This window comes from Marinicella pacifica (assembly GCF_014636635.1).
In the GTDB taxonomy this organism is placed as follows: Bacteria; Pseudomonadota; Gammaproteobacteria; order Xanthomonadales; family Marinicellaceae; genus Marinicella; species Marinicella pacifica.
The window spans coordinates 79,398-97,764 of sequence record NZ_BMEO01000003.1 but is presented as its reverse complement, the minus strand read 5'-3'; the positions used below and the strand labels follow the sequence as shown (position 1 = coordinate 97,764).

General features: G+C 47.0%; 16 protein-coding genes. 6 read left to right on the top strand and 10 right to left on the bottom strand.

The features are described from left to right. Position 1: 1 nt before the first annotated feature. Both IEV16_RS04445 and rpiA read left to right on the top strand, forming a co-directional pair. Positions 2-553 (top strand): 5-formyltetrahydrofolate cyclo-ligase, encoded by a 552-nt coding sequence (locus tag IEV16_RS04445; protein ID WP_188364480.1) that lies wholly within the window; start codon positions 2-4, stop codon positions 551-553. After that, positions 550-1,212, top strand: a complete 663-nt coding sequence (rpiA, locus tag IEV16_RS04440) for a ribose-5-phosphate isomerase RpiA (RefSeq protein WP_188364479.1) — start codon at positions 550-552, stop codon at positions 1,210-1,212. Before IEV16_RS04445 ends, rpiA begins: the two co-directional genes overlap by 4 nt. A gap of 9 nt (positions 1,213-1,221) precedes the next feature. Here the strand turns inward: rpiA and IEV16_RS04435 are convergent, their stop codons facing one another. From IEV16_RS04435 to ndk, 10 genes are all read right to left on the bottom strand, one after another. After that, complete coding sequence (locus IEV16_RS04435; protein ID WP_188364478.1) at positions 1,222-2,385, bottom strand: FAD-dependent monooxygenase; 1,164 nt, start codon at positions 2,383-2,385, stop codon at positions 1,222-1,224. Continuing rightward, positions 2,382-3,596 (bottom strand): FAD-dependent monooxygenase, encoded by a 1,215-nt coding sequence (locus IEV16_RS04430; protein WP_188364477.1) that lies wholly within the window; start codon positions 3,594-3,596, stop codon positions 2,382-2,384. Before IEV16_RS04430 ends, IEV16_RS04435 begins: the two co-directional genes overlap by 4 nt. Continuing rightward, positions 3,583-5,058, bottom strand: a complete 1,476-nt coding sequence (gene purF / locus IEV16_RS04425) for an amidophosphoribosyltransferase (protein ID WP_188364476.1) — start codon at positions 5,056-5,058, stop codon at positions 3,583-3,585. The genes IEV16_RS04430 and purF overlap by 14 nt, the downstream gene beginning before the upstream one ends. A gap of 17 nt (positions 5,059-5,075) precedes the next feature. After that, complete coding sequence (locus tag IEV16_RS04420; RefSeq protein WP_188364475.1) at positions 5,076-5,672, bottom strand: CvpA family protein; 597 nt, start codon at positions 5,670-5,672, stop codon at positions 5,076-5,078. 38 nt (positions 5,673-5,710) lie between these two features. Next, positions 5,711-6,739, bottom strand: a complete 1,029-nt coding sequence (locus IEV16_RS04415; protein ID WP_188364474.1) for an SPOR domain-containing protein — start codon at positions 6,737-6,739, stop codon at positions 5,711-5,713. A gap of 3 nt (positions 6,740-6,742) precedes the next feature. Beyond that, positions 6,743-8,008 (bottom strand): histidine--tRNA ligase, encoded by a 1,266-nt coding sequence (hisS, locus tag IEV16_RS04410; protein ID WP_308611005.1) that lies wholly within the window; start codon positions 8,006-8,008, stop codon positions 6,743-6,745. Positions 8,009-8,117: 109 nt separating this feature from the next. Then, positions 8,118-9,065, bottom strand: coding sequence for a RodZ domain-containing protein (locus tag IEV16_RS04405; RefSeq protein WP_188364472.1), 948 nt, complete (start codon positions 9,063-9,065; stop codon positions 8,118-8,120). 16 nt (positions 9,066-9,081) lie between these two features. Then, positions 9,082-9,804 (bottom strand): type IV pilus biogenesis/stability protein PilW, encoded by a 723-nt coding sequence (gene pilW / locus IEV16_RS04400; RefSeq protein WP_188364471.1) that lies wholly within the window; start codon positions 9,802-9,804, stop codon positions 9,082-9,084. Then, positions 9,801-10,916, bottom strand: a complete 1,116-nt coding sequence (gene rlmN / locus IEV16_RS04395; protein ID WP_188364718.1) for a dual-specificity RNA methyltransferase RlmN — start codon at positions 10,914-10,916, stop codon at positions 9,801-9,803. Before rlmN ends, pilW begins: the two co-directional genes overlap by 4 nt. 5 nt (positions 10,917-10,921) lie before the next feature. Further along, a complete protein-coding gene (ndk, locus tag IEV16_RS04390; protein ID WP_188364470.1) occupies positions 10,922-11,341 on the bottom strand; it encodes a nucleoside-diphosphate kinase in 420 nt (139 codons plus the stop codon). A 209-nt stretch (positions 11,342-11,550) separates the two neighbouring features. Between ndk and IEV16_RS04385 the strand changes: the two genes are divergently transcribed. The 4 genes from IEV16_RS04385 to IEV16_RS04370 are packed head-to-tail and all read left to right on the top strand — an operon-like array spanning position 11,551 to position 18,185. Beyond that, entirely contained in the window at positions 11,551-12,258 is a 708-nt protein-coding gene (locus tag IEV16_RS04385) for a TetR/AcrR family transcriptional regulator (RefSeq protein WP_188364469.1), read from the top strand. Positions 12,259-12,262: 4 nt separating this feature from the next. Beyond that, positions 12,263-14,593 carry an acyl-CoA dehydrogenase domain-containing protein gene (locus IEV16_RS04380; RefSeq protein WP_188364468.1) on the top strand — a complete coding sequence of 777 codons (2,331 nt, stop codon included), beginning with the start codon at positions 12,263-12,265 and terminating at the stop codon, positions 14,591-14,593. Then, positions 14,583-16,949 (top strand): 3-hydroxyacyl-CoA dehydrogenase/enoyl-CoA hydratase family protein, encoded by a 2,367-nt coding sequence (locus IEV16_RS04375; protein ID WP_188364467.1) that lies wholly within the window; start codon positions 14,583-14,585, stop codon positions 16,947-16,949. Before IEV16_RS04380 ends, IEV16_RS04375 begins: the two co-directional genes overlap by 11 nt. 48 nt (positions 16,950-16,997) lie before the next feature. Beyond that, positions 16,998-18,185, top strand: coding sequence for an acetyl-CoA C-acyltransferase (locus tag IEV16_RS04370; RefSeq protein ID WP_188364466.1), 1,188 nt, complete (start codon positions 16,998-17,000; stop codon positions 18,183-18,185). Positions 18,186-18,367: the final 182 nt, after the last annotated feature.

The window sequence follows — 18,367 nt, the reverse complement described above, 5'->3', positions numbered from 1 at the left end:
CATGTCCTCAAGCACATCAAAAACCCACCTCAGAAAATATTTGCGTCGTCAACGCAACGCAATGAGTGCTGCTCAGGTTCAGAAAAATTCACAGGCGATAGTCCACAAAATACTGCTCAGTACGCTGTGGCAAAAAGCACAGCACATTGGCTTATATCTGCCCATCCATCATGAGGTGGATTTAACGGATTTATTAAACACCGACAAAACCTGTTATCTGCCCAGCATCCAGGGCCATAACATGCAATTTCACCAACACCATAAACAGCTGGAATTACAAACCACTGACTATGGTTTACGCCAGCCGGCATATAACGACCGACTTCCGCAGGCGGCCATGGACCTCTGCTTTTTGCCTTTGGTGGGTTTCGATGATAAGGGCCGCCGTTTGGGCATGGGTGGCGGGTTTTATGACCGTTATTTTGCAGACAATACAGAGACCTGTTTGTGGGGTGTTGCACACGCCACACAACGCCACGAAGCATTGCCCGATGACCCCTGGGATGTTAAACTTCATGGCATTATTACTGAGCAGGACTGGATTTTAATATGAACCAAGATGACATGAAAAAAGCCGTGGCACGGGCTGCCCTGGACTATTTGAATGAATATGACATGGTGATCGGCATGGGCACCGGCTCAACCGTGAATTATTTTATTGATTTACTGAGTTCGGTCAAAAGTCGGGTGGATGCGGTGGTTTCCAGTTCAGATGCAACCACAGCCAAACTCAAAGCCCTTGGTTTCCATGTTAAAGAACTTAACCAGACCGGTGATATCCTGCTCTACTTTGACGGCGCCGATGAATGCGATCAGCACAACCGCTTAATCAAAGGTGGGGGCGGCGCCTTAACCCGTGAAAAAGTGGTGGCCGAAGCCGCTGAAAAGTTTATATGTATGATTGATGAAACCAAGCGGGTTGATTTATTGGGCGGCTTCCCCTTGGCGGTTGAAGTGATACCCATGGCCCGTAGCCTGGTGGCCAGAAAGCTGGTTAAACTTGGCGGTCAACCGGTATTCAGACAGGGATTTGTCACCGATAACGGCGGTGAAATTCTGGATGTCCATCACCTGAAAATCACCGACCCGGTCACTTTGGAACAGGAAATCAATGCCATTCCCGGTGTCATCAGCCATGGTTTATTTGCCCGACGTGGTGCCGATATTACCCTGATTGCTGACAGCAGCGGACAGGTTAAGACACAGACTTAATTAAAACAACTAACTCCCTGCTTGATGCACCAACCAGTGTTTTAACGGTTTAAATCTGTTCACTAAGTTTATGCCTTTGCTGCGCAACCAGGTGGCCCCCGGTTGTTCAAGGGCATAAAAACGCTGAAGAAAACTCATCAATTCAGAGGTTATCAGCACATCACTGTGGCGGCGACGCTGATAGCGTTTTAAGGAACGTGTAACCGCTTGCTCGTCGCGCAGATTAATGTTCTGAATTTGCCGCACCAGTTCAGCCACATCGCTTAAACCCAAATTCACACCCTGCCCGGCCAAAGGGTGTACCACATGAGCACTGTCACCCATCAGGACCAGTCGATTCAGCACAGTCTGATCGGCATACATCTGTCGCAGCGGAAAGCTGACACGTTCGCTGATGATTTTAATGTCGCCAAAATCTCGCCGTAAGTGAGCCTGTAAGCCATTGATAAAATGGGCTTCATCGGCATCCAACCACCGCTGGTATTGGTCTTCATCACAACTCCACACCAATGAAAATATATCACCACCCATCGGCAATAAAGCCACCGGACCACTGTGATTAAAGGCCTGTAAGGCGGTTTTTTCAGGGGCGTTATTGACACCCAGATAGCACACAATGGCATGTTGTTTATAGAAACTGTTACGAACCCCAATCCCGGCCATTTCACGCAAGGGTGAGCCGGCACCCTCACAAGCCAATAATAATCGTCCCTGTAATTTCTCACGGTTGTCCAGGGTCACTGAAACCTGACGTGGTGATTGCGCAAAAGAATCAATGCTGTGCTCATAAAATGTCTTCACTGAGGGACAATCTTGAAGTTTTTTCTGAGCGGCATACGCCAGCCATTTATTTTCAATGATGGCACCGAGGTGCGTGTTTTTCGGGCTGTTGAACTGCAGTTCACCGCTGCTGTTGTTATCCCAAACCTGCATCGCGTGATAAGGTCCGATGCGGTTTAAACCAACCTCTTGAAGCAACCCCAAATCATTGAGGTATTTGAGGTGCTTTTCGGCCACTGCAACCACCCGCAATGTACGTTTGTCTTGTGGCTGACAATTCAACCGGGGAGCGACTTCCACCAGCGCCACTGATAAATCAGCCGCTGCCAGGGCATTGGCACAAATTGCACCCACCATACCACCGCCGCTGATGATAACATCATATGTATTCACGATGTCATCTCTGCAAGACCACCGGCCAACCGATAGAATTGACGCTGAAGACCCACTGAACTGTCCACCGCCAACAGCCCAAGAGCGCGCAACCCATTAACCAATGGCTGATCAATTTTAAACCAGGTCATTAAATCGTCCGTGTATTGTAATATCGCTTGTTGATCCGGTTGGGATTGGCGCTGATATTCAGACAACACCCCATCATTGCCGATGTCTTGCTGTGTTTTCAGGGCTTTTTTAATAACCGCCGTTAAACGTTGAATACCACGCACCCCTAAATTCAGACCCTGTGCTGACACCGGTGAAACTGTGTGTGCAGCATTGCCCAAAAGCAACACCCGCTGTTTAAATTGCTGCGGCACACAAATACGATACAGCGGATATGCACTGCGTTTTCCAATACGTGATATGCGACCTAAACGGTATCCGATGGCTTCTTGTAAACCCTGTGTAAATTCAGAATCACCAAGCTTTAACAGTTGTTGCGCCTGTGCTTCGGGCAATGACCATATAAGACCCAGCCGGTCATGGAAAGGCAACAACGCCATCGGACCTGTGTTGGTTAAGCGTTCATAGGCGCAATGCCGGTGAGGAAGTTCGGTCATCACATTGGCTACGATGGCGGTGCGGTGATAATTTTTGGTGATGGTTTTTAAACCCAGCTTTTGCCGAACTGCTGAACGGGCGCCATCAGCGGCCAGTAATAACTTTGAACGGTGACTGTTTGGTTTTGACGGGCTCTTGTACTGAATCAATACATCTTGATCGCCGCTTGAGAATTCTGTCAGCTCAGCCGGTGCAGATAAGGTGATGTGCGGGTGGCGCATGACCTGTAGCCACAGGCACCGACCTAATACCTTGGCTTCAATCACATGCGCCAGATAATCAACCTGCAAGCGCTCACGGTCAAAACGAACGGAACCAAACCGACCTTTTTGACTGACATGCACGCGGTTCACGGCGGTACAATGTGGTAGTAAGTCTTTCCATAGATCCAATTGTTGCCAGAACAACCGCGAAGCCGGATTAATCACCAAGGTACGATCATCAAAACTCGGGTGCCGGTTGGCCATAATTTTTTCCGGCTCACCGGCTTCCAACAAATGCACCAAACAGTTTTCACCGGCCAACGATAATGCGGCGGCCAGACCCACCAGTCCGCCGCCGACGATGGTGATGTCATAATCGATATCTTTATGCGGTGCCATTGTTCTGCTTGGCCAGATCACTGCGATGCAAACCAATGCGAGCAAAATAATCCGCATCGACATCGGTGACATAATCGTTAGAAAAGCAGGATGAATCGAAGCGATCAATGTTTGGGTTACCTTCCCAACATGCGGCTTCCAAATCTTCCAATGTCTGATAAATTAAACCGTCGGCACCCAAAACCCGGCAAATTTCCGCTTCGGTACGCTCATGGGCCACCAACTCATCAGCCACCGGCATGTCAATGCCATAGATATTCGGGTAACGCACCGGAGGTGCAGCAGAAGCGAAAAAGACTTTTTTGGCACCGGCATCGCGCGCCATTTGAATGATCTGTTGTGACGTGGTGCCCCGCACTATGGAATCATCAATCAATAACACGTTTTTGCCGCGAAATTCCAGTTCAACCGCGTTTAATTTGCGCCGCACCGACTGAATACGCTGTTCCTGGCCGGGCATGATAAAAGTGCGGCCGATGTAGCGGTTTTTTATAAAGCCTTCGCGAAATTTTAAATTTAACGCATGAGCCAGCGGGATGGCTGCGGTGCGAGATGATTCAGGAATGGGTATCACCACCTCAATGTCTTCGTTTGCCCACCGTTGTTTAATCCTTTCGGCCAGTTTTTCACCCATCCGCAAACGGGCTTTATACACCGACACATCATCAATCATCGAATCCGGTCGGGCAAAATAAACAAATTCAAAAACACAGGGTGACAGTTGGGTTTTGTCGCTGCACACTTGCCGGTGCACCTGACGCTCATTGGTGATGATAATGGCCTCACCCGGTGCCACATCCGAAACCAGTTCAAAATGGTGCAAATCCAGCGCCACACTTTCCGAAGCCACCATATATTCATCGCCTTCGGCTGAATGGCGAACCCCATAAACCAGAGGGCGAATACCATTGGGGTCTCGAAAAGCCACAATCCCATAACCCGGAATAATCAACACCCCGGCATAAGCACCCTGACAGCGCTGATGAACCCTTTTAACCGCATGAAAAATGGCTTCAGGGGTGATCTGCAAACCCGAGGCATTGGCCAGCTCATGGGCAAAAATGTTCAGCAATACTTCCGAGTCTGAACGGGTGTTTATGTGACGTCGGTCTTCAGCGAACAATTCACGGGTTAATTGTTCGGTGTTGTGCAAGTTACCATTGTGCGCAAAAGCAATGCCAAAGGGTGAATTCACGTAAAAAGGCTGGGCTTCCTCATAATCACTTGAACCTGCCGTCGGGTAACGCACATGGCCGATACCGGCATTGCCTTTGAGTTTTTGGGTGTTGGCGGTTTTAAACACATCACTGACCAGACCGTTATTTTTAACCAGTTCCAATTTACGTCCGTGACAGGTGGCTATACCGGCGGCATCCTGACCACGGTGCTGCAAAATGGTTAAACACTCATAAATGGTTGAGGCCACTTCATGATTGGCCATAATCCCCACAATTCCACACATACTTCGATAAACTCCGGTTACTGTTTGTCAGGTTGGGTTGTTGGATTTTCCGGTGCATCTGTCTGCTCATTTGATGATGCTGAGGGTAAACCCGGTTGTAAAGATTGCTTCAAAGTCTCATCCTGCATAAAAGAAAAATAATCCCCGATATCTTCTGGCATGCGTTGTTTGACCCAGTCGGCCATTTTAGAAAAGTGCGGTTGCAAAGTGGATTGTTGCCACCAGGGATCTTTGGATAAGGGTGTGGCCTGTAAAAATAACACCATAAAGGTTACCGCAACCGCTCCGCGCAACAAGCCAAAAAACATGCCCAAAAACCGATCGGTACCGGTGAGACCGGTGCCGGCTATTATTTTTCCCAGTAAAAAATTAATCAGCCCACCGACAATTAAAGCAGCTAAAAATAACGCCACAAAGGCAATTAAATGGCGTGCTGAAGGCAGTTCAATATAGGCTTGCAACCATTCGGCCCCGACATCCACATAATGCCAGGCCAGCCATAAGGCCGCCACCCAAATAACCAGTGACATCACCTCACGAATGAGGCCGCGAAATAAACTCACCACCACAGACAACAATAAAATCGCCAATATAGTGAAATCAAACCAGTTCATGACGACCTTCAACTTTATTCAACTTAACATGGCACATTTTAATCCACGAGACGAGCCAGTTCATGGGTCTTAACCAGGCCTTTTAATGGTAGCTTATCAGATATTTGTTGTTTCAGCTCCTCTGCCTGATCGCGGCTGTTGACAGGGCCGACGCGTAAACGGTAACGGGCTTCGCCCTGGCTGTTGCTGGTCTCATCAACAAACGCGGTAAAGCCCGCCAGTCTTAATTTTTGACGTAAATCAAGGGCATTGTTCTTGGCTGCAAAACTACCCAGCTGCACCACCCAGCCCAATTGACCGCTGTCGGCAACAGCTTTTATTTCATCTTCCGTAACGGAAATTATTTTTGGCGTGCCAATGTTGAGTTTTAATTTTTTAACTGCCGCCACATAACTTTCTGCTTTGGCTTTATCCCGATAAAGCACATCAGACCAGACCCGATACAAGGCCCTGTCAGTTGCCGGTTCCACCAAAGAACCGATGTTCTGTTGTGCCAATTGATTTTTAACCTTTTGGGCATTTTCGGCTTTAGAAAAACTGCCCAGCTTAACGCGGTAGATATTTTTTTGAGCGTCAGTAACTTTCATTTCTGAGGGGTTTTTGTCGGCATTATCAGAATTTTGGGTCTGATTTTTTTCTGTCTGTGCCACAGGTTTATTGTCTTCAGCGCTATTTTTTGCCGTGTTATCCGGCGCCGCTTCATGATTAACCGGATCGGTTTCACGGATTTGTTGAGACATATCCCGGTTGCTTAACCCGTCGGTTACAGTGGATTTTTCAATCAAGCCGTTGCCTTGCACGGTTTCTTGTTCCACCACCCGATCATCGGCCAAACTAAAATCCGATTTGGGGATTGTGACTGAATTTAAATCCGTTTGCTCGGGACCGTCTTCTAAAGAAAACTTTTTGACAGTCAGAGGATGACTGCCCGATTCAGGAATGACAATGTCGATGTTTTTATCATCTGATTTTTTGACCTCATTATCAAACAACATAGGGATAAAAATAATGGCCAGAGCGATGATAACTGAGGCACCGATTAAACGTTGTTTAAGTTCCTGATCCATAATTTACTCGCTTAATTGTTGCTTGAGAAATGATACCATATCTGAATAAGACAGTTGTTGTTGCGGAACATTCCGGTCTTGCATGGTTTTCACGGAAATCTGTTGTTGAGCCATTTCATCCGGACCTAATATCAGTGTAAAACGCGCGCCGGCCTTATCGGCTTTTTTAAACTGCGATTTAAATGAAGCCGCCGTTAAATGCATCATCACGGACACACCGGGTATATCACTGCGCAGTTGTTCACTGATGGCCATGACCTGATCCACCCCGACCTGTTTGTCCCAAACCACATAAACATCGGTCTGTGCCGGCGGCTGCCAGATATTTTTTTCAACAATCAATTCCACCAGTCGATCCACGCCCATAGCAAAACCGGTGGCCGCTGTGGGTTTACCGCCCTGCATTTCCACCAGTGCATCATACCGTCCACCGGCACACAAGGTGCCTTGCGCGCCCAGTTCATCGGTGATCCATTCAAAAACATTGTGACTGTAATAATCGAGCCCCCGCACCAACTGCTGATTGATGTCATAAGGAACATCACAGGCATCCAGAATGGCACACAATCGCGCAAAGTGCTCTTTAGACGCGTCACTTAAATAGTCGGTGATGCTGGGCGCTGCTTTGATCACGGTTTGCATCGCAGGGTTTTTGGCGTCCAGTAAACGCAACGGATTACTGTGCAAGCGGTTTTTGGCCTCTTCATCCAACACATCCAAATGTTGTTCAAAATATTTAATCAGCACCGAACGATAGGCCGCGCGGCAATCAGCACTTCCTAAGGTGTTCAGCTCCAGACGTACATTGTCTATACCAAGTTGCTGCCAAAGGCGGTGGGTCATCAACAACAATTCAGCATCGGCCTCGGGACCTGGGTAACCAAAAACCTCAACACCAATCTGTGAAAATTGACGGTTGCGACCTTTTTGCGGCTTCTCATAACGGAACATCGGGCCTGAATACCACAATTTTTGTGGTTCGTTATAAACCAGACCATTTTCCAAAACCGCACGCACAGTGGATGCGGTACCTTCGGGACGTAAACTGATGGACACGCCTTTGCGATCTGAAAAGGTAAACATTTCTTTTTCCACCACATCGGTGACTTCTCCGATGGCAGAATGAAACAAGGCGGTTTTTTCAAGAAGCGGAAAACGAATTTCCTGATAACCATATTGGTGTAACAGGCCGGTGACAGCGGCTTCTAATTTTTGCCAGACCCAAACAAGATCAGGCGTGACATCATACATGCCACGAAGACGTTTCACATTTTTGCTCAAGTGTCTACCTTATATTGAAAGAATGGTTGCCATTTTATATGACCCTCAACCTGACGTCATCGGCTGATTGGTCATTTTTTCATATATAAACGAAACATTAGCTGTCAGGCAAGGGCCAACTGAAGTTAGCCACATTTTTACGGGTGCTGGCTGTTAAATCAACGGCCTGGCCGTTAATAGTAAGGCGCAGTTGGTTGGCATTGCCAATGCGAAAGTTCACGGGTTCATCCGCACCGTAACTGCGCTCACCCGGACCAATCAAATCACTGACAACTGTTTCACCACTTTCTGTTTTAATCGAAACCCATGCTTGTTCGGTAAGATCAAAACGAATATTGTAAAGGTGCTGATTCAGCGTTTCATCGGTTGATGATTCAAGAACAGCGCTTTCATCACTAACAGAAACCGGTTCATCCGTATTGTCCTGAGGTTGCGGCTCAGACGGGTCCTCAAAATCCAAATTCGTGCCCTCATCCTGATTGTCCGGAATGACCGATTGATTCACATCGGAATTATTATCTTGTATTAACTCCGCCTGCGGTAATAAAGAAGAATAGATGACTTTCTTTTGTTTTGATTCAGTCCCGGTATTCATCGAATCATCATTGAGTGCGGTTTGATTCACGGCATCGGCCTGGTTGTTGTCCCATTTGTCATAGACAAAATAAACACTGACGCCCAAAGCCGCCACCAAAAAGGTACCCAGCACATAGCGACCAAAACCACTGGACTGCGTTTTAACCCGGGAAAGCGGGTTGGTGGCCCGATGGGTTGACAACTTGGGTTCGTAGGGTTTTAAGTGTTGTTCCGGCACCATAGCGATGATAATTTGCGGATCAAGCTTCAGCTCTCTGGCATAGTTACCCACATGACCGCGAATAAAGGTGGCTGATCCAATGCGATTAAATTCGCCTTGTTCTATGAAATGAATAATTTCGCGACTGACCTTAATGCGGTTGGCCATATCGGCCACCGAAAGACCCAGCTTCTCTCTGCGGGCACTTAATTCTTCAAGGGTCAAATCATTGTGCGTATTGTCTGTCATAATTTTCGTGTTTGGTTTACTGCAACTTTCTCAATTGCGATAAATATTTATGGGCTTCATCCCGGTTACCCAGTTTTGTTTCAACCTGATAGGCCACGGTCAATAGACGTTCATCCAGAGACTGAAGCCGTGATAATCGCTGGATGAAAGCGCGGGCTTTCAGCGGTTCGTCTTTTCCGGCGCTAATGATGGCCATGTTATAGAGTGCCACATTCATTTCAGCATTTATGGCCAATGCGGCTCTGAAATGCTTTTCTGCCTCATCAAACAGATTGTCTTTCATCAAGCAGACACCGGCATTTTCATGCACTGTTTCGGGGGTTTTGTAAAACGGATTGGCCAATGTTCTGCGGTAGTATTCCAGGGCTTTTTTGTAATCACCCTGCTGGCACAAAAAGGTTCCGTAATTATTTAATATAATGGGGTCGTTGGGGGCGTATTTTACCGATGCTTTATAATGTTGGGCCGCCTCATGACCGGCACCCATGGTACTGTACACCAAAGCCAGTGCAGAATGAGCAATCGCTAACTTCGGATCGATGCTAATGGCTCTTTTCAGTTTCTCAATGGCCAAATCATAATCCTGGCGTTCAAAATAAGCCACACCCATTCTGACATTCAGCATGGCCGGACTGTTGGGATCGGACCGGTTGTTGGGTTCATCATATTCAGCGCGTTGATTGGTCTGGGCACAGGCCACCAAAAAAGACAACATCATGCATGTAACAACGGCTTTCATCGAACCTCCAAAGGTCTTTTCATTAATCTCGAGCCATAAACGGCTGATCGTCTTGTGCGGTCCATAAATTCTCCGGCCAACTGACCACATGCCGCGGCGATATCATCACCCCGGGTTTTACGAACGGTACAAATGTAGCCCGCTGCCATACAGATTTCCTTGAACTGATCGACTTTTTTAGAACTTGGTGACTGAAAAACCGTACCCGGAAAAGGGTTAAACGGAATTAAATTAATTTTGCAGGGGATGTCGTGTAGTAAACGGGTCAATTCATGCGCCTGTTCAGGGGCATCATTCACCCCGCCAATCACCGTGTATTCAAAGGTGATGCGGGCTTTCTTTTTGTTGCGGACAAATTCACGGCAAGCGTTTAACAATTGTTCTATGTTGTATTTTTTATTTAACGGCACCAATTGTTCCCGTAAGCCATCATTCGGTGCGTGTAAAGACACCGCAAGAGACACATCGGCATCTTGATTGAGCTGATTAATTTGCGGCACCAGTCCGGAAGTGCTGACCGTGACCCGCTTATTGGCAAGCCCAAAACCACAATCATCTCGCATAATATTCAAAGCCGGTAAAACCCGCTCATAATTGGCCAGGGGTTCACCCATACCCATCATCACCACATTGGTGATACGCCGGTTTTTATTGTGGTGATTTAACTGTTTGGCCGCCACCCACACCTGAGCAATAATTTCAGCGGTACTTAAATGGCGATTAAACCCCTGCGCGCCGGTGGCACAAAAAGTGCAGTTCAGTGAACAACCCACCTGTGAGGAAACACATAAAGTGCCCCGGTTCTTTTCCGGAATATAGACTGTTTCAATGGCATTATCACTGTCCATTTTTAACAGCCATTTAATGGTTCCGTCCTGGGAAACATGCTCACTGATAAGCTCTGGAACCGCTGTGCTGAAATGTGCCGCCATTTTCTGACGGAGGGCTTTGGAAAAATTCGTGAATTGATGAAAATCTAACTGATAGTCACCATACATCCATTTCATGGCCTGTGTGGCGCGAAAACGCTGCTCACCCATAGCCGTAAACAGCGCTTCCAGTTGAGATCGATCGAAATCGAGCAGATTTTGCGGTGATTTAGTCAAAATTATTCACATTACGTTAATTCAACTGTGGAGAAAAAATAAGCAATCTCAACAGCCGCAGTCTCAGGCGCATCAGATCCATGAACCGCATTGGCATCAATACTTTCGGCAAAATCTGCACGAATGGTACCGGCTTCTGCTTCCTTGGGATTGGTGGCGCCCATAATTTCTCGGTTTTTGGCAATGGCATTGTCGCCCTCCAACACTTGAATCATCACCGGACCGGAGGTCATGAATTTAACCAAATCAGAAAAAAAAGGCCGGTCTTTGTGAACAGCATAAAAACCCTCGGCTTCACTTTGGCTCAGCTGTTTCATTTTAGCTGCCACAATTTTTAAGCCACCTTCTTCAAAACGTTGATAAATTTGGCCGATTACGTTTTTCTTAACCGCATCCGGCTTAATGATAGATAAAGTTCTTTGTAAAGACATTATTTACTCCATTTGACGAAAAATATCAAGACAATTTCATTTAATTTCCGATATTTACGTCTTCATTTAAAGACTTGTTATTAAATTGATCGAAAGACACCGTCTTGGGTCGTAAAACGGCACCGGCTGATCTGAGAACAAAACGTTGCGCATTGTAGCAATTTTTGGGTCGCAATAAAAGTACGAATTTGCTGGCCAGACAACACAAAATGACACTTAAACAAGCGTTTGAATTGCGTCTTAACGGCCAATCTTATAAAATGCCTAATCCTCATCTAATTCAATCAGGCATGAGCACATTATCAACGAAGGAACGGATTCTCAACAGCACCGAAAAATTGATTGCAAAACACGGCTTTGCGGAGTTATCTATCCGAAAAATCAGTCAGCAAGCACACACCAATTTGGCCGCCATTAATTACCATTTTGGGAACAAGCAACAACTCATCGATCAAGTGCTGGAACGTCGCTTAAACAACCTATTCGATATTCGCAAAAATATGCTGGATAAACTTAATCAGGGCAATCCTGAAAAAGCCTGTAACTTAGAACAAATTTTACATGCTTTTATTGCACCGGCTTTATTTATGATTAACGACGAACATCAAGGCGGGCGTATTTTTATGCAGGTGTTGGCGCGGGCTTATGCCGAGCAAAGCGAGGCCTTGCACGAATTAATGAAAGAACGCTATACCCCGATCATCAAGGAATTTGCCGAAGCCATTGGTCTGGCTTGTCCGAAATTACCCAGAGAGACCATTTTCTGGCGGTTTCATTTCATCATCGGTGCGCTGACCTATACCATGGGTCATTTCGGCGCCACCAGTGTTGCTCGCCAAATGCCTGAAGCGGAATACTTTGAAAAATCCGTGGCAGAACTGATTCAATTTGCCAAAGCAGCTCTGAGCAACGCGTAACGGCATGATTCTGTACCTGCTGGCCTTATTACTGATTTTAATCGTTCATCTGTATTATCGCCTGCCTTTTTGGTTGTTATCGATATTTTGGTTTCTGACCCCTTTTATTTGTTATAAATTAAAACTCATCACCAACACCCAAGGTATCATCACCCTGTTTTTAATTCTCAATATCATTATTATTGGTAACTTCAACCACCTGAGGCGATTATTTTTCACGCTACCTTTACTGCGTATTTTTAACAGCAAAGACCGGATTAACTGGCAGCGTTTTAAAAACATCGATGACGGCTGGCTGGTTACAGATTTTGAAAAAGCACTGTATAACGGTCAACCGGATTTCAATGTCCAAATTCCCGATTCACCGCCATCGCAGTCAGCCCAGGACTTTTTAAATGAAATTGGCGGTAAATCTGATTTGGGACCGGAACGTTATCGCCGGTTCCTCAGCGACCACGGAATTGCGGCTCTGGCCATTGACAAAAACCATGCAGGCCATGGTTTTAATCGCCGCGATGTGGCACACATCATCAATGGTATCAGTCAGTACAATCCCCTGTTGGCCGCCCTGATTGGCATCATTAACACCGAATCAGTAATCAGCCTGATTAACCGTCACGGCACCCCGACACAACGTGAAGATTATTTACCGGCCTTTGCCAAAGGCGAAAAACAACCTTTTTTAAATACCACCTTTTTATACGAATTATTGGAAAATGGCCGCTCTTCCATTGAAGGTCGCCTTGAAACAGATTTGTATGATCAACAAGACACCGTGGGCATTCGTTTGAGCTTTACCGACATCATTATGTTGGGTACGGCACGGTCATCGGTGTTTTATGTGGCAGTTAATCTCAGTGATTTCACCAACTTACTCAGTGGCCACACCCGGCTGGGCACAGTTTTGTGTTTGCTGGACAGTGCCCACGACAACATTGAAGTGATTCCCGGTAATGAAGTTTACAAAGGACTTTTTAATTATTACCGCTGTTCGGCCAAAGATATTTTTATACCGATGAGTCAAATTATCGGCGGCGAGACAGCCATTAATCAGGGTATTCGTCAACTTTTTCTAAACCAGGCTCAAGGCGCCGGCGTCTGGCCGGCTGCGGTATCGCGATATATTCAAGACAGTGCCAGTTATTTTTCCTGGTATTTTGCCCACATTAAAAAACAAAATTCTCGACCCTTAATGGATTATCGACTGGTGAGAAAACAACTCAATCGACAGTTCAGCTACCGGCAAAGACTGATTAATGTGCAACAAACCGCTTTGATTAATGGTGATAAACCGTTGATGAGTTACACCAATATTTTGTTTAAAAACAGTCTGTTTGACGCCAGTTTACAACAGCTTAACTGGCTCAGAACCATCTTGGGTTCGCACGCCCACCAAATTAAAAGTGAGCATAAACTGAATCAATATTTTCGGGTCAAACATTTAAGTATGGAGTTGGACGGCCACAGCCACGAAATCAACCAGTTACCACTGATGAAAAAAGTGGCCTTATCAGCACACCCCTGGTATAAACTAGAGATTGCAGAACTCAGCAAACCCCGGGTTGATTCCAAAAAATTGGATAAATTTTTATTTAAACACCTGGCATATATCCTACATAATATTGTGAAAGTCTGGGTTTATGCGGTCAGAACTTCATGGCTCGGTCGTTTTTTTTGGCGCAAATCAAAACACAAAAACCGCATTCGGCGATTAAGCAGCAGTTATGCTTTGATTGCTGATTTGGCTTTAATCAAATGGTCTTTGAGAAAAGATAATAACACCGAGTTCACCGCTTTTCTGGCTGAATGTAACCAGCATTTGGTCACTCAAATGGCGGTACTCAGCGAATACCGCCAACACAAAAACCATGACCGGCGACGCTTCGTGCTTAAACAATCTTTACGAGACAGTTATTACCTCTGTCAAAAAGCCCTTAACCAGAGTATTAACAGTGCTTTTGATCATTATGCTTCTTTACTGTTAAAAATTATCATTTTTCCTTTTGGAAAACCCTTTCATCCGGCCGGTTTTGCCACCGATGAAGCGCTGGAACCCTTACCCGAACGCGGTTTACAGCACCCCATTCAGGCCACCCGCAGTATCACCCGGGTGGCCGATGCCAGTCACCAGTTACTGGCATCCAAAAAAATTGAAACAGCGGTCACCAATGCCACCGGATTAACGGTGACCAGTAAGAACTATCAGGTTCTGATTGACCGTTCTCTCGCCGCCGGCATCATCAGCGTGGAGCAGGCCGAACAGCTGCGTGCGGCCTATGATGCCATTCACGATTTAGAAATCATTAACCATTTTGGAAACCATTATGACCCATAAAAACATTCACAAAGTCGCCATTTTAGGTGCCGGCGTGATGGGCGCACAAATTGCTGCCCATTGCGCCAATGCCGGCATACCGGTGTTACTCTACGATTTGGCCGCCAAAGAAGGTGATCCCAATGCCATTGTTAACAAGGCTTTGGCGGGTTTGAAAAAATTAAAACCCGCTCCTTTGGGTTCGCCACAAGCCATTCAATTAATTGAACCGGTTAATTATGACCACCATTTAGAGCGGTTATCTGAAGCTGATCTGGTGATTGAAGCTGTGGCTGAACGCATGGACATTAAAAAAGCCGTTTATGATAACGTCGAAGATCATGTGGCCAAAGATGCCCTGTTCACCACCAATACCTCGGGCTTAAGTATCACTGAACTGGCCACGGTGTTACCGGATTCTTTGCAACATAAATTCTGCGGTGTGCATTTTTTCAATCCACCACGGTATATGCATTTGGTGGAATTAATTCCCACCAAAGACACCGAACAAGCGGTACTGGATCGTCTGGAAGCGTTTCTGACCACCACCTTAGGTAAAGGTGTGGTCGTCGCCAAAGACACGCCGAACTTTATTGCCAACCGCATTGGGGTATTTTCTATTATCTCCACCATGTATCATGGCCAGCGCCTCGGCATTCCTTTTGAAACCATTGATGCCCTTACTGGGGTTCTGATAGGTCGGCCAAAATCGGCCACCTTTCGCACCGCTGATGTGGTCGGTTTAGATACCCTGGCGCACACCATCACCACCATGGACAACGGTCTGCCTGACGATCCCTGGCAGAATTACTATCAACAACCTGATTGGATGGCAACATTAATCGAAAAAGGCCAATTAGGCCAAAAATCCGGCCGGGGCGTTTACTGGAAAAAAGGCCGTGATATTTTAGTCCTCGATCCTGAGACCGGTGATTACCGTGAACAAAACGCACAGGTGGATGAAGACGTTCTGGCCATTATGAAAAAAGCCAACCCTCAGGAGCGCTTACATAAATTACAAGCCTTAAAAAACAACAAACAAGCCCAATTCTTGTGGTCTATTTTCCGCGATTTATTCCATTACTGTGCCTACCAGTTGGCCGACATTGCCGACACCGCGCGTGATATTGATTTGGCCATTCGCTGGGGCTTTGGCTACAGCCACGGTCCTTTTGAAACCTGGCAATCCGGTGGTTGGGAACAGGTCACGGCTTTAATCGAACAAGATATTCAGTCCGGTCATACCATGGCAAACGTGACTTTACCTAATTGGGTCAGCGAAATAAAAGGGGCCCATCAACCGCGCGGCTCTTATTCCGCCGCCGATGGTATATTTAAACCCCGTTCTGAAGCAGCGGTTTACCAACGCCAATTATTCCCCGACAGCTTATTGGGTGAAACTGTAAACTACGGTGACACGATATTTGAAGACGATGACATTCGCATGTGGCATCAGGGTGACGGCATCGCCATTGTCAGTTTTAAAACCAAAAAACACATTATTTCAGACGGGGTGCTTAAGGGCCTGCGAAAAGCCACACAACTGGCCGAACAAGACTATAAAGGTTTGGTTATTTGGCAAACCGAAGAGCCCTTCACCTTAGGCGCTAATCTGGCACCGGCGGCCCAAGCCGTGGCTTCGGGGCAAGTGACTCAGGTAGAAGCTTTGGTGAATGAATTCCAGCAAACCTCACAAGCCTTGCGATTCTGCGGTGTACCGGTGGTGATTGCTACCCGCGGTATGGTGCTGGGCGGAGGATGTGAATTCTCAATGCATGCCGATGCCGTGGTGGCGGCTTTTGAAAGCTATATCGGACTGGTTGAAGCCGGTGTTGGTTTATTACCGGCCGGCGGTGGTTTAAAAGAAATCGCCCGTCGCACCGCCAAAGACACCTTTGGCAATGATCTCTACCCAATGTTAGAGCATTATTTCAAAGCGGTTGCCATGGCGACAGTCGCCGGCAGTGCCGCTGAAGCGCAGGACATCGGCTTTTTGGACAGCCACAGTGAAGTGGTCTTTAATCCCCACGAAATACTCTACGTGGCCAAAGCCAAAGCCAACTATCTGGCTGATAAAGGTTACCGCCCGCCGGTTGAAGAGCAGTCCATCAAAGTCGCCGGTGCCCCGGCCATTGCCAACTTGGAAATGCTGCTGGCCAATATGCTCGAAGGTCATATGATTTCAGAACATGATTACGCCATTGCCAAACGCATCGCCATCGTCTTAGCCGGCGGTTATGTGGAAGCTGGAAGCCGGGTGAGCGAACAATACCTGTTGGATTTAGAGCGACATTACTTTATCGAACTGATTCAAATGCCCAAAACATTACAACGCATTGAGCATACCCTGAAAACCGGTAAACCGTTGCGTAACTAAATAAAAACAACCCGAATTTGAAACATATTCGAGTTAAAGGAGACAAACATGAAACCTGTATATATTGTAGAAGCTGTCAGAACTGCGGTGGGTAAAGCCCCGCGGGGGATGTTTTCTAAAACCCGTCCGGATGATTTACTGGCACGCTGTTTAAATGAAATTATCGGCCGCAATCCTGATTTTGATCCCCAGGACATTGGTGATGTGGTGATTGGTTGCGCCATGCCGGAAGCCGAACAGGGCATGAACGTGGCCCGCATCGCCACCCTACTCGCCGGTTTACCCGAAAGTGTACCGGCCATGACCATTAACCGATTTTGCTCCTCTGGTGTACAAGCGGTGGCCATTGCCGCCCAACAAATTGCCACCGGTCAGATGAAAGCCGCCATCGCAGGGGGTACCGAAAGCATGAGCATGGTGCCCATGATGGGCCATAAAGTGACCATGAACCCGAAAGTATTCGAAGACGATCATGTCGGGATTGCCTATGGCATGGGCATTACCGCTGAAAAAGTCGCTGAGCAATGGGAAGTCAGTCGTGAAGACCAGGATAAATTTGCCTATCAAAGTCATCAAAAAGCCATTAAAGCCATCGAAAACGGCTGGTTTGATGATGAAATCATCGATTATGAAATCACACACCAATACCCTAATCCGGATAATCCCACAGAGCCCATAGTTAAAACCCATGTGGCAGACACCGACGAAGGCCCACGCGCGGATACCAGTGAAGCAGTGCTCAATAAATTACGCACCGTGTTTCGCACAGATGGCTCCGTGACTGCCGGTAACTCGTCTCAAATGTCCGATGGTGCCGGTGCCTTATTACTGGTTGATGAAGACACTTTGAAAAAATACAACATGACACCGATAGCCATGTTCCACGGCTTTTCCGTGGCCGGTGTACCGCCTGAAATTATGGGCATCGGTCCCATCAGAGCCATCCCCAAAGTGCTGAAACAAACTGGCGTTAAACTCGATGACATCGAATGGATTGAGCTCAACGAAGCCTTTGCCGCACAGAGCCTCGCTGTGATTCGCGAAGTCGGCTTAAACCCGGACGTGGTGAACCCCAATGGCGGTGCCATTGCACTGGGTCACCCCTTAGGCGCCACCGGCGCCATCCGCTCCGCCACCGCCATCCACGGCCTACGCCGAACCGGCGGTAAATATGGCTTAGTCACCATGTGCATCGGTACCGGCATGGGCGCTGCGGGTTTATTTGAAGTGTTGTAAGCGAAAACGGTTACCTAAAACGTCGGCTTTAAGGCCGGCGTTTTTTGTGCAATGAAAAGTTTCTTACGTTTAAAAAACTTAACTAAAGAGAGCACAAAGAACACACAGAGTACACGGAGTAAAAAAATAAAACTATGTACCCTCTGTGAAAACCTTTGCGACCTCAGTGGTTAATAAAATAG

Excerpts from the sequence above, each read along its gene's own strand:
- IEV16_RS04415 (WP_188364474.1), bottom strand. The coding sequence starts at position 6,739 with ATGGATCAGGAACTTAAACAACGTTTAATCGGTGCCTCAGTTATCATC.
- IEV16_RS04420 (WP_188364475.1), bottom strand. The coding sequence starts at position 5,672 with ATGAACTGGTTTGATTTCACTATATTGGCGATTTTATTGTTGTCTGTG.
- pilW (WP_188364471.1), bottom strand. The coding sequence starts at position 9,804 with ATGAAAGCCGTTGTTACATGCATGATGTTGTCTTTTTTGGTGGCCTGT.
- purF (WP_188364476.1), bottom strand. The coding sequence starts at position 5,058 with ATGTGTGGAATTGTGGGGATTATGGCCAATCATGAAGTGGCCTCAACC.
- rpiA (WP_188364479.1), top strand. The coding sequence starts at position 550 with ATGAACCAAGATGACATGAAAAAAGCCGTGGCACGGGCTGCCCTGGAC.
- IEV16_RS04380 (WP_188364468.1), top strand. The coding sequence starts at position 12,263 with ATGATTCTGTACCTGCTGGCCTTATTACTGATTTTAATCGTTCATCTG.
- IEV16_RS04385 (WP_188364469.1), top strand. The coding sequence starts at position 11,551 with ATGACACTTAAACAAGCGTTTGAATTGCGTCTTAACGGCCAATCTTAT.
- IEV16_RS04370 (WP_188364466.1), top strand. The coding sequence starts at position 16,998 with ATGAAACCTGTATATATTGTAGAAGCTGTCAGAACTGCGGTGGGTAAA.
- ndk (WP_188364470.1), bottom strand. The coding sequence starts at position 11,341 with ATGTCTTTACAAAGAACTTTATCTATCATTAAGCCGGATGCGGTTAAG.
- IEV16_RS04430 (WP_188364477.1), bottom strand. The coding sequence starts at position 3,596 with ATGGCACCGCATAAAGATATCGATTATGACATCACCATCGTCGGCGGC.
- IEV16_RS04405 (WP_188364472.1), bottom strand. The coding sequence starts at position 9,065 with ATGACAGACAATACGCACAATGATTTGACCCTTGAAGAATTAAGTGCC.
- IEV16_RS04375 (WP_188364467.1), top strand. The coding sequence starts at position 14,583 with ATGACCCATAAAAACATTCACAAAGTCGCCATTTTAGGTGCCGGCGTG.
- IEV16_RS04445 (WP_188364480.1), top strand. The coding sequence starts at position 2 with ATGTCCTCAAGCACATCAAAAACCCACCTCAGAAAATATTTGCGTCGT.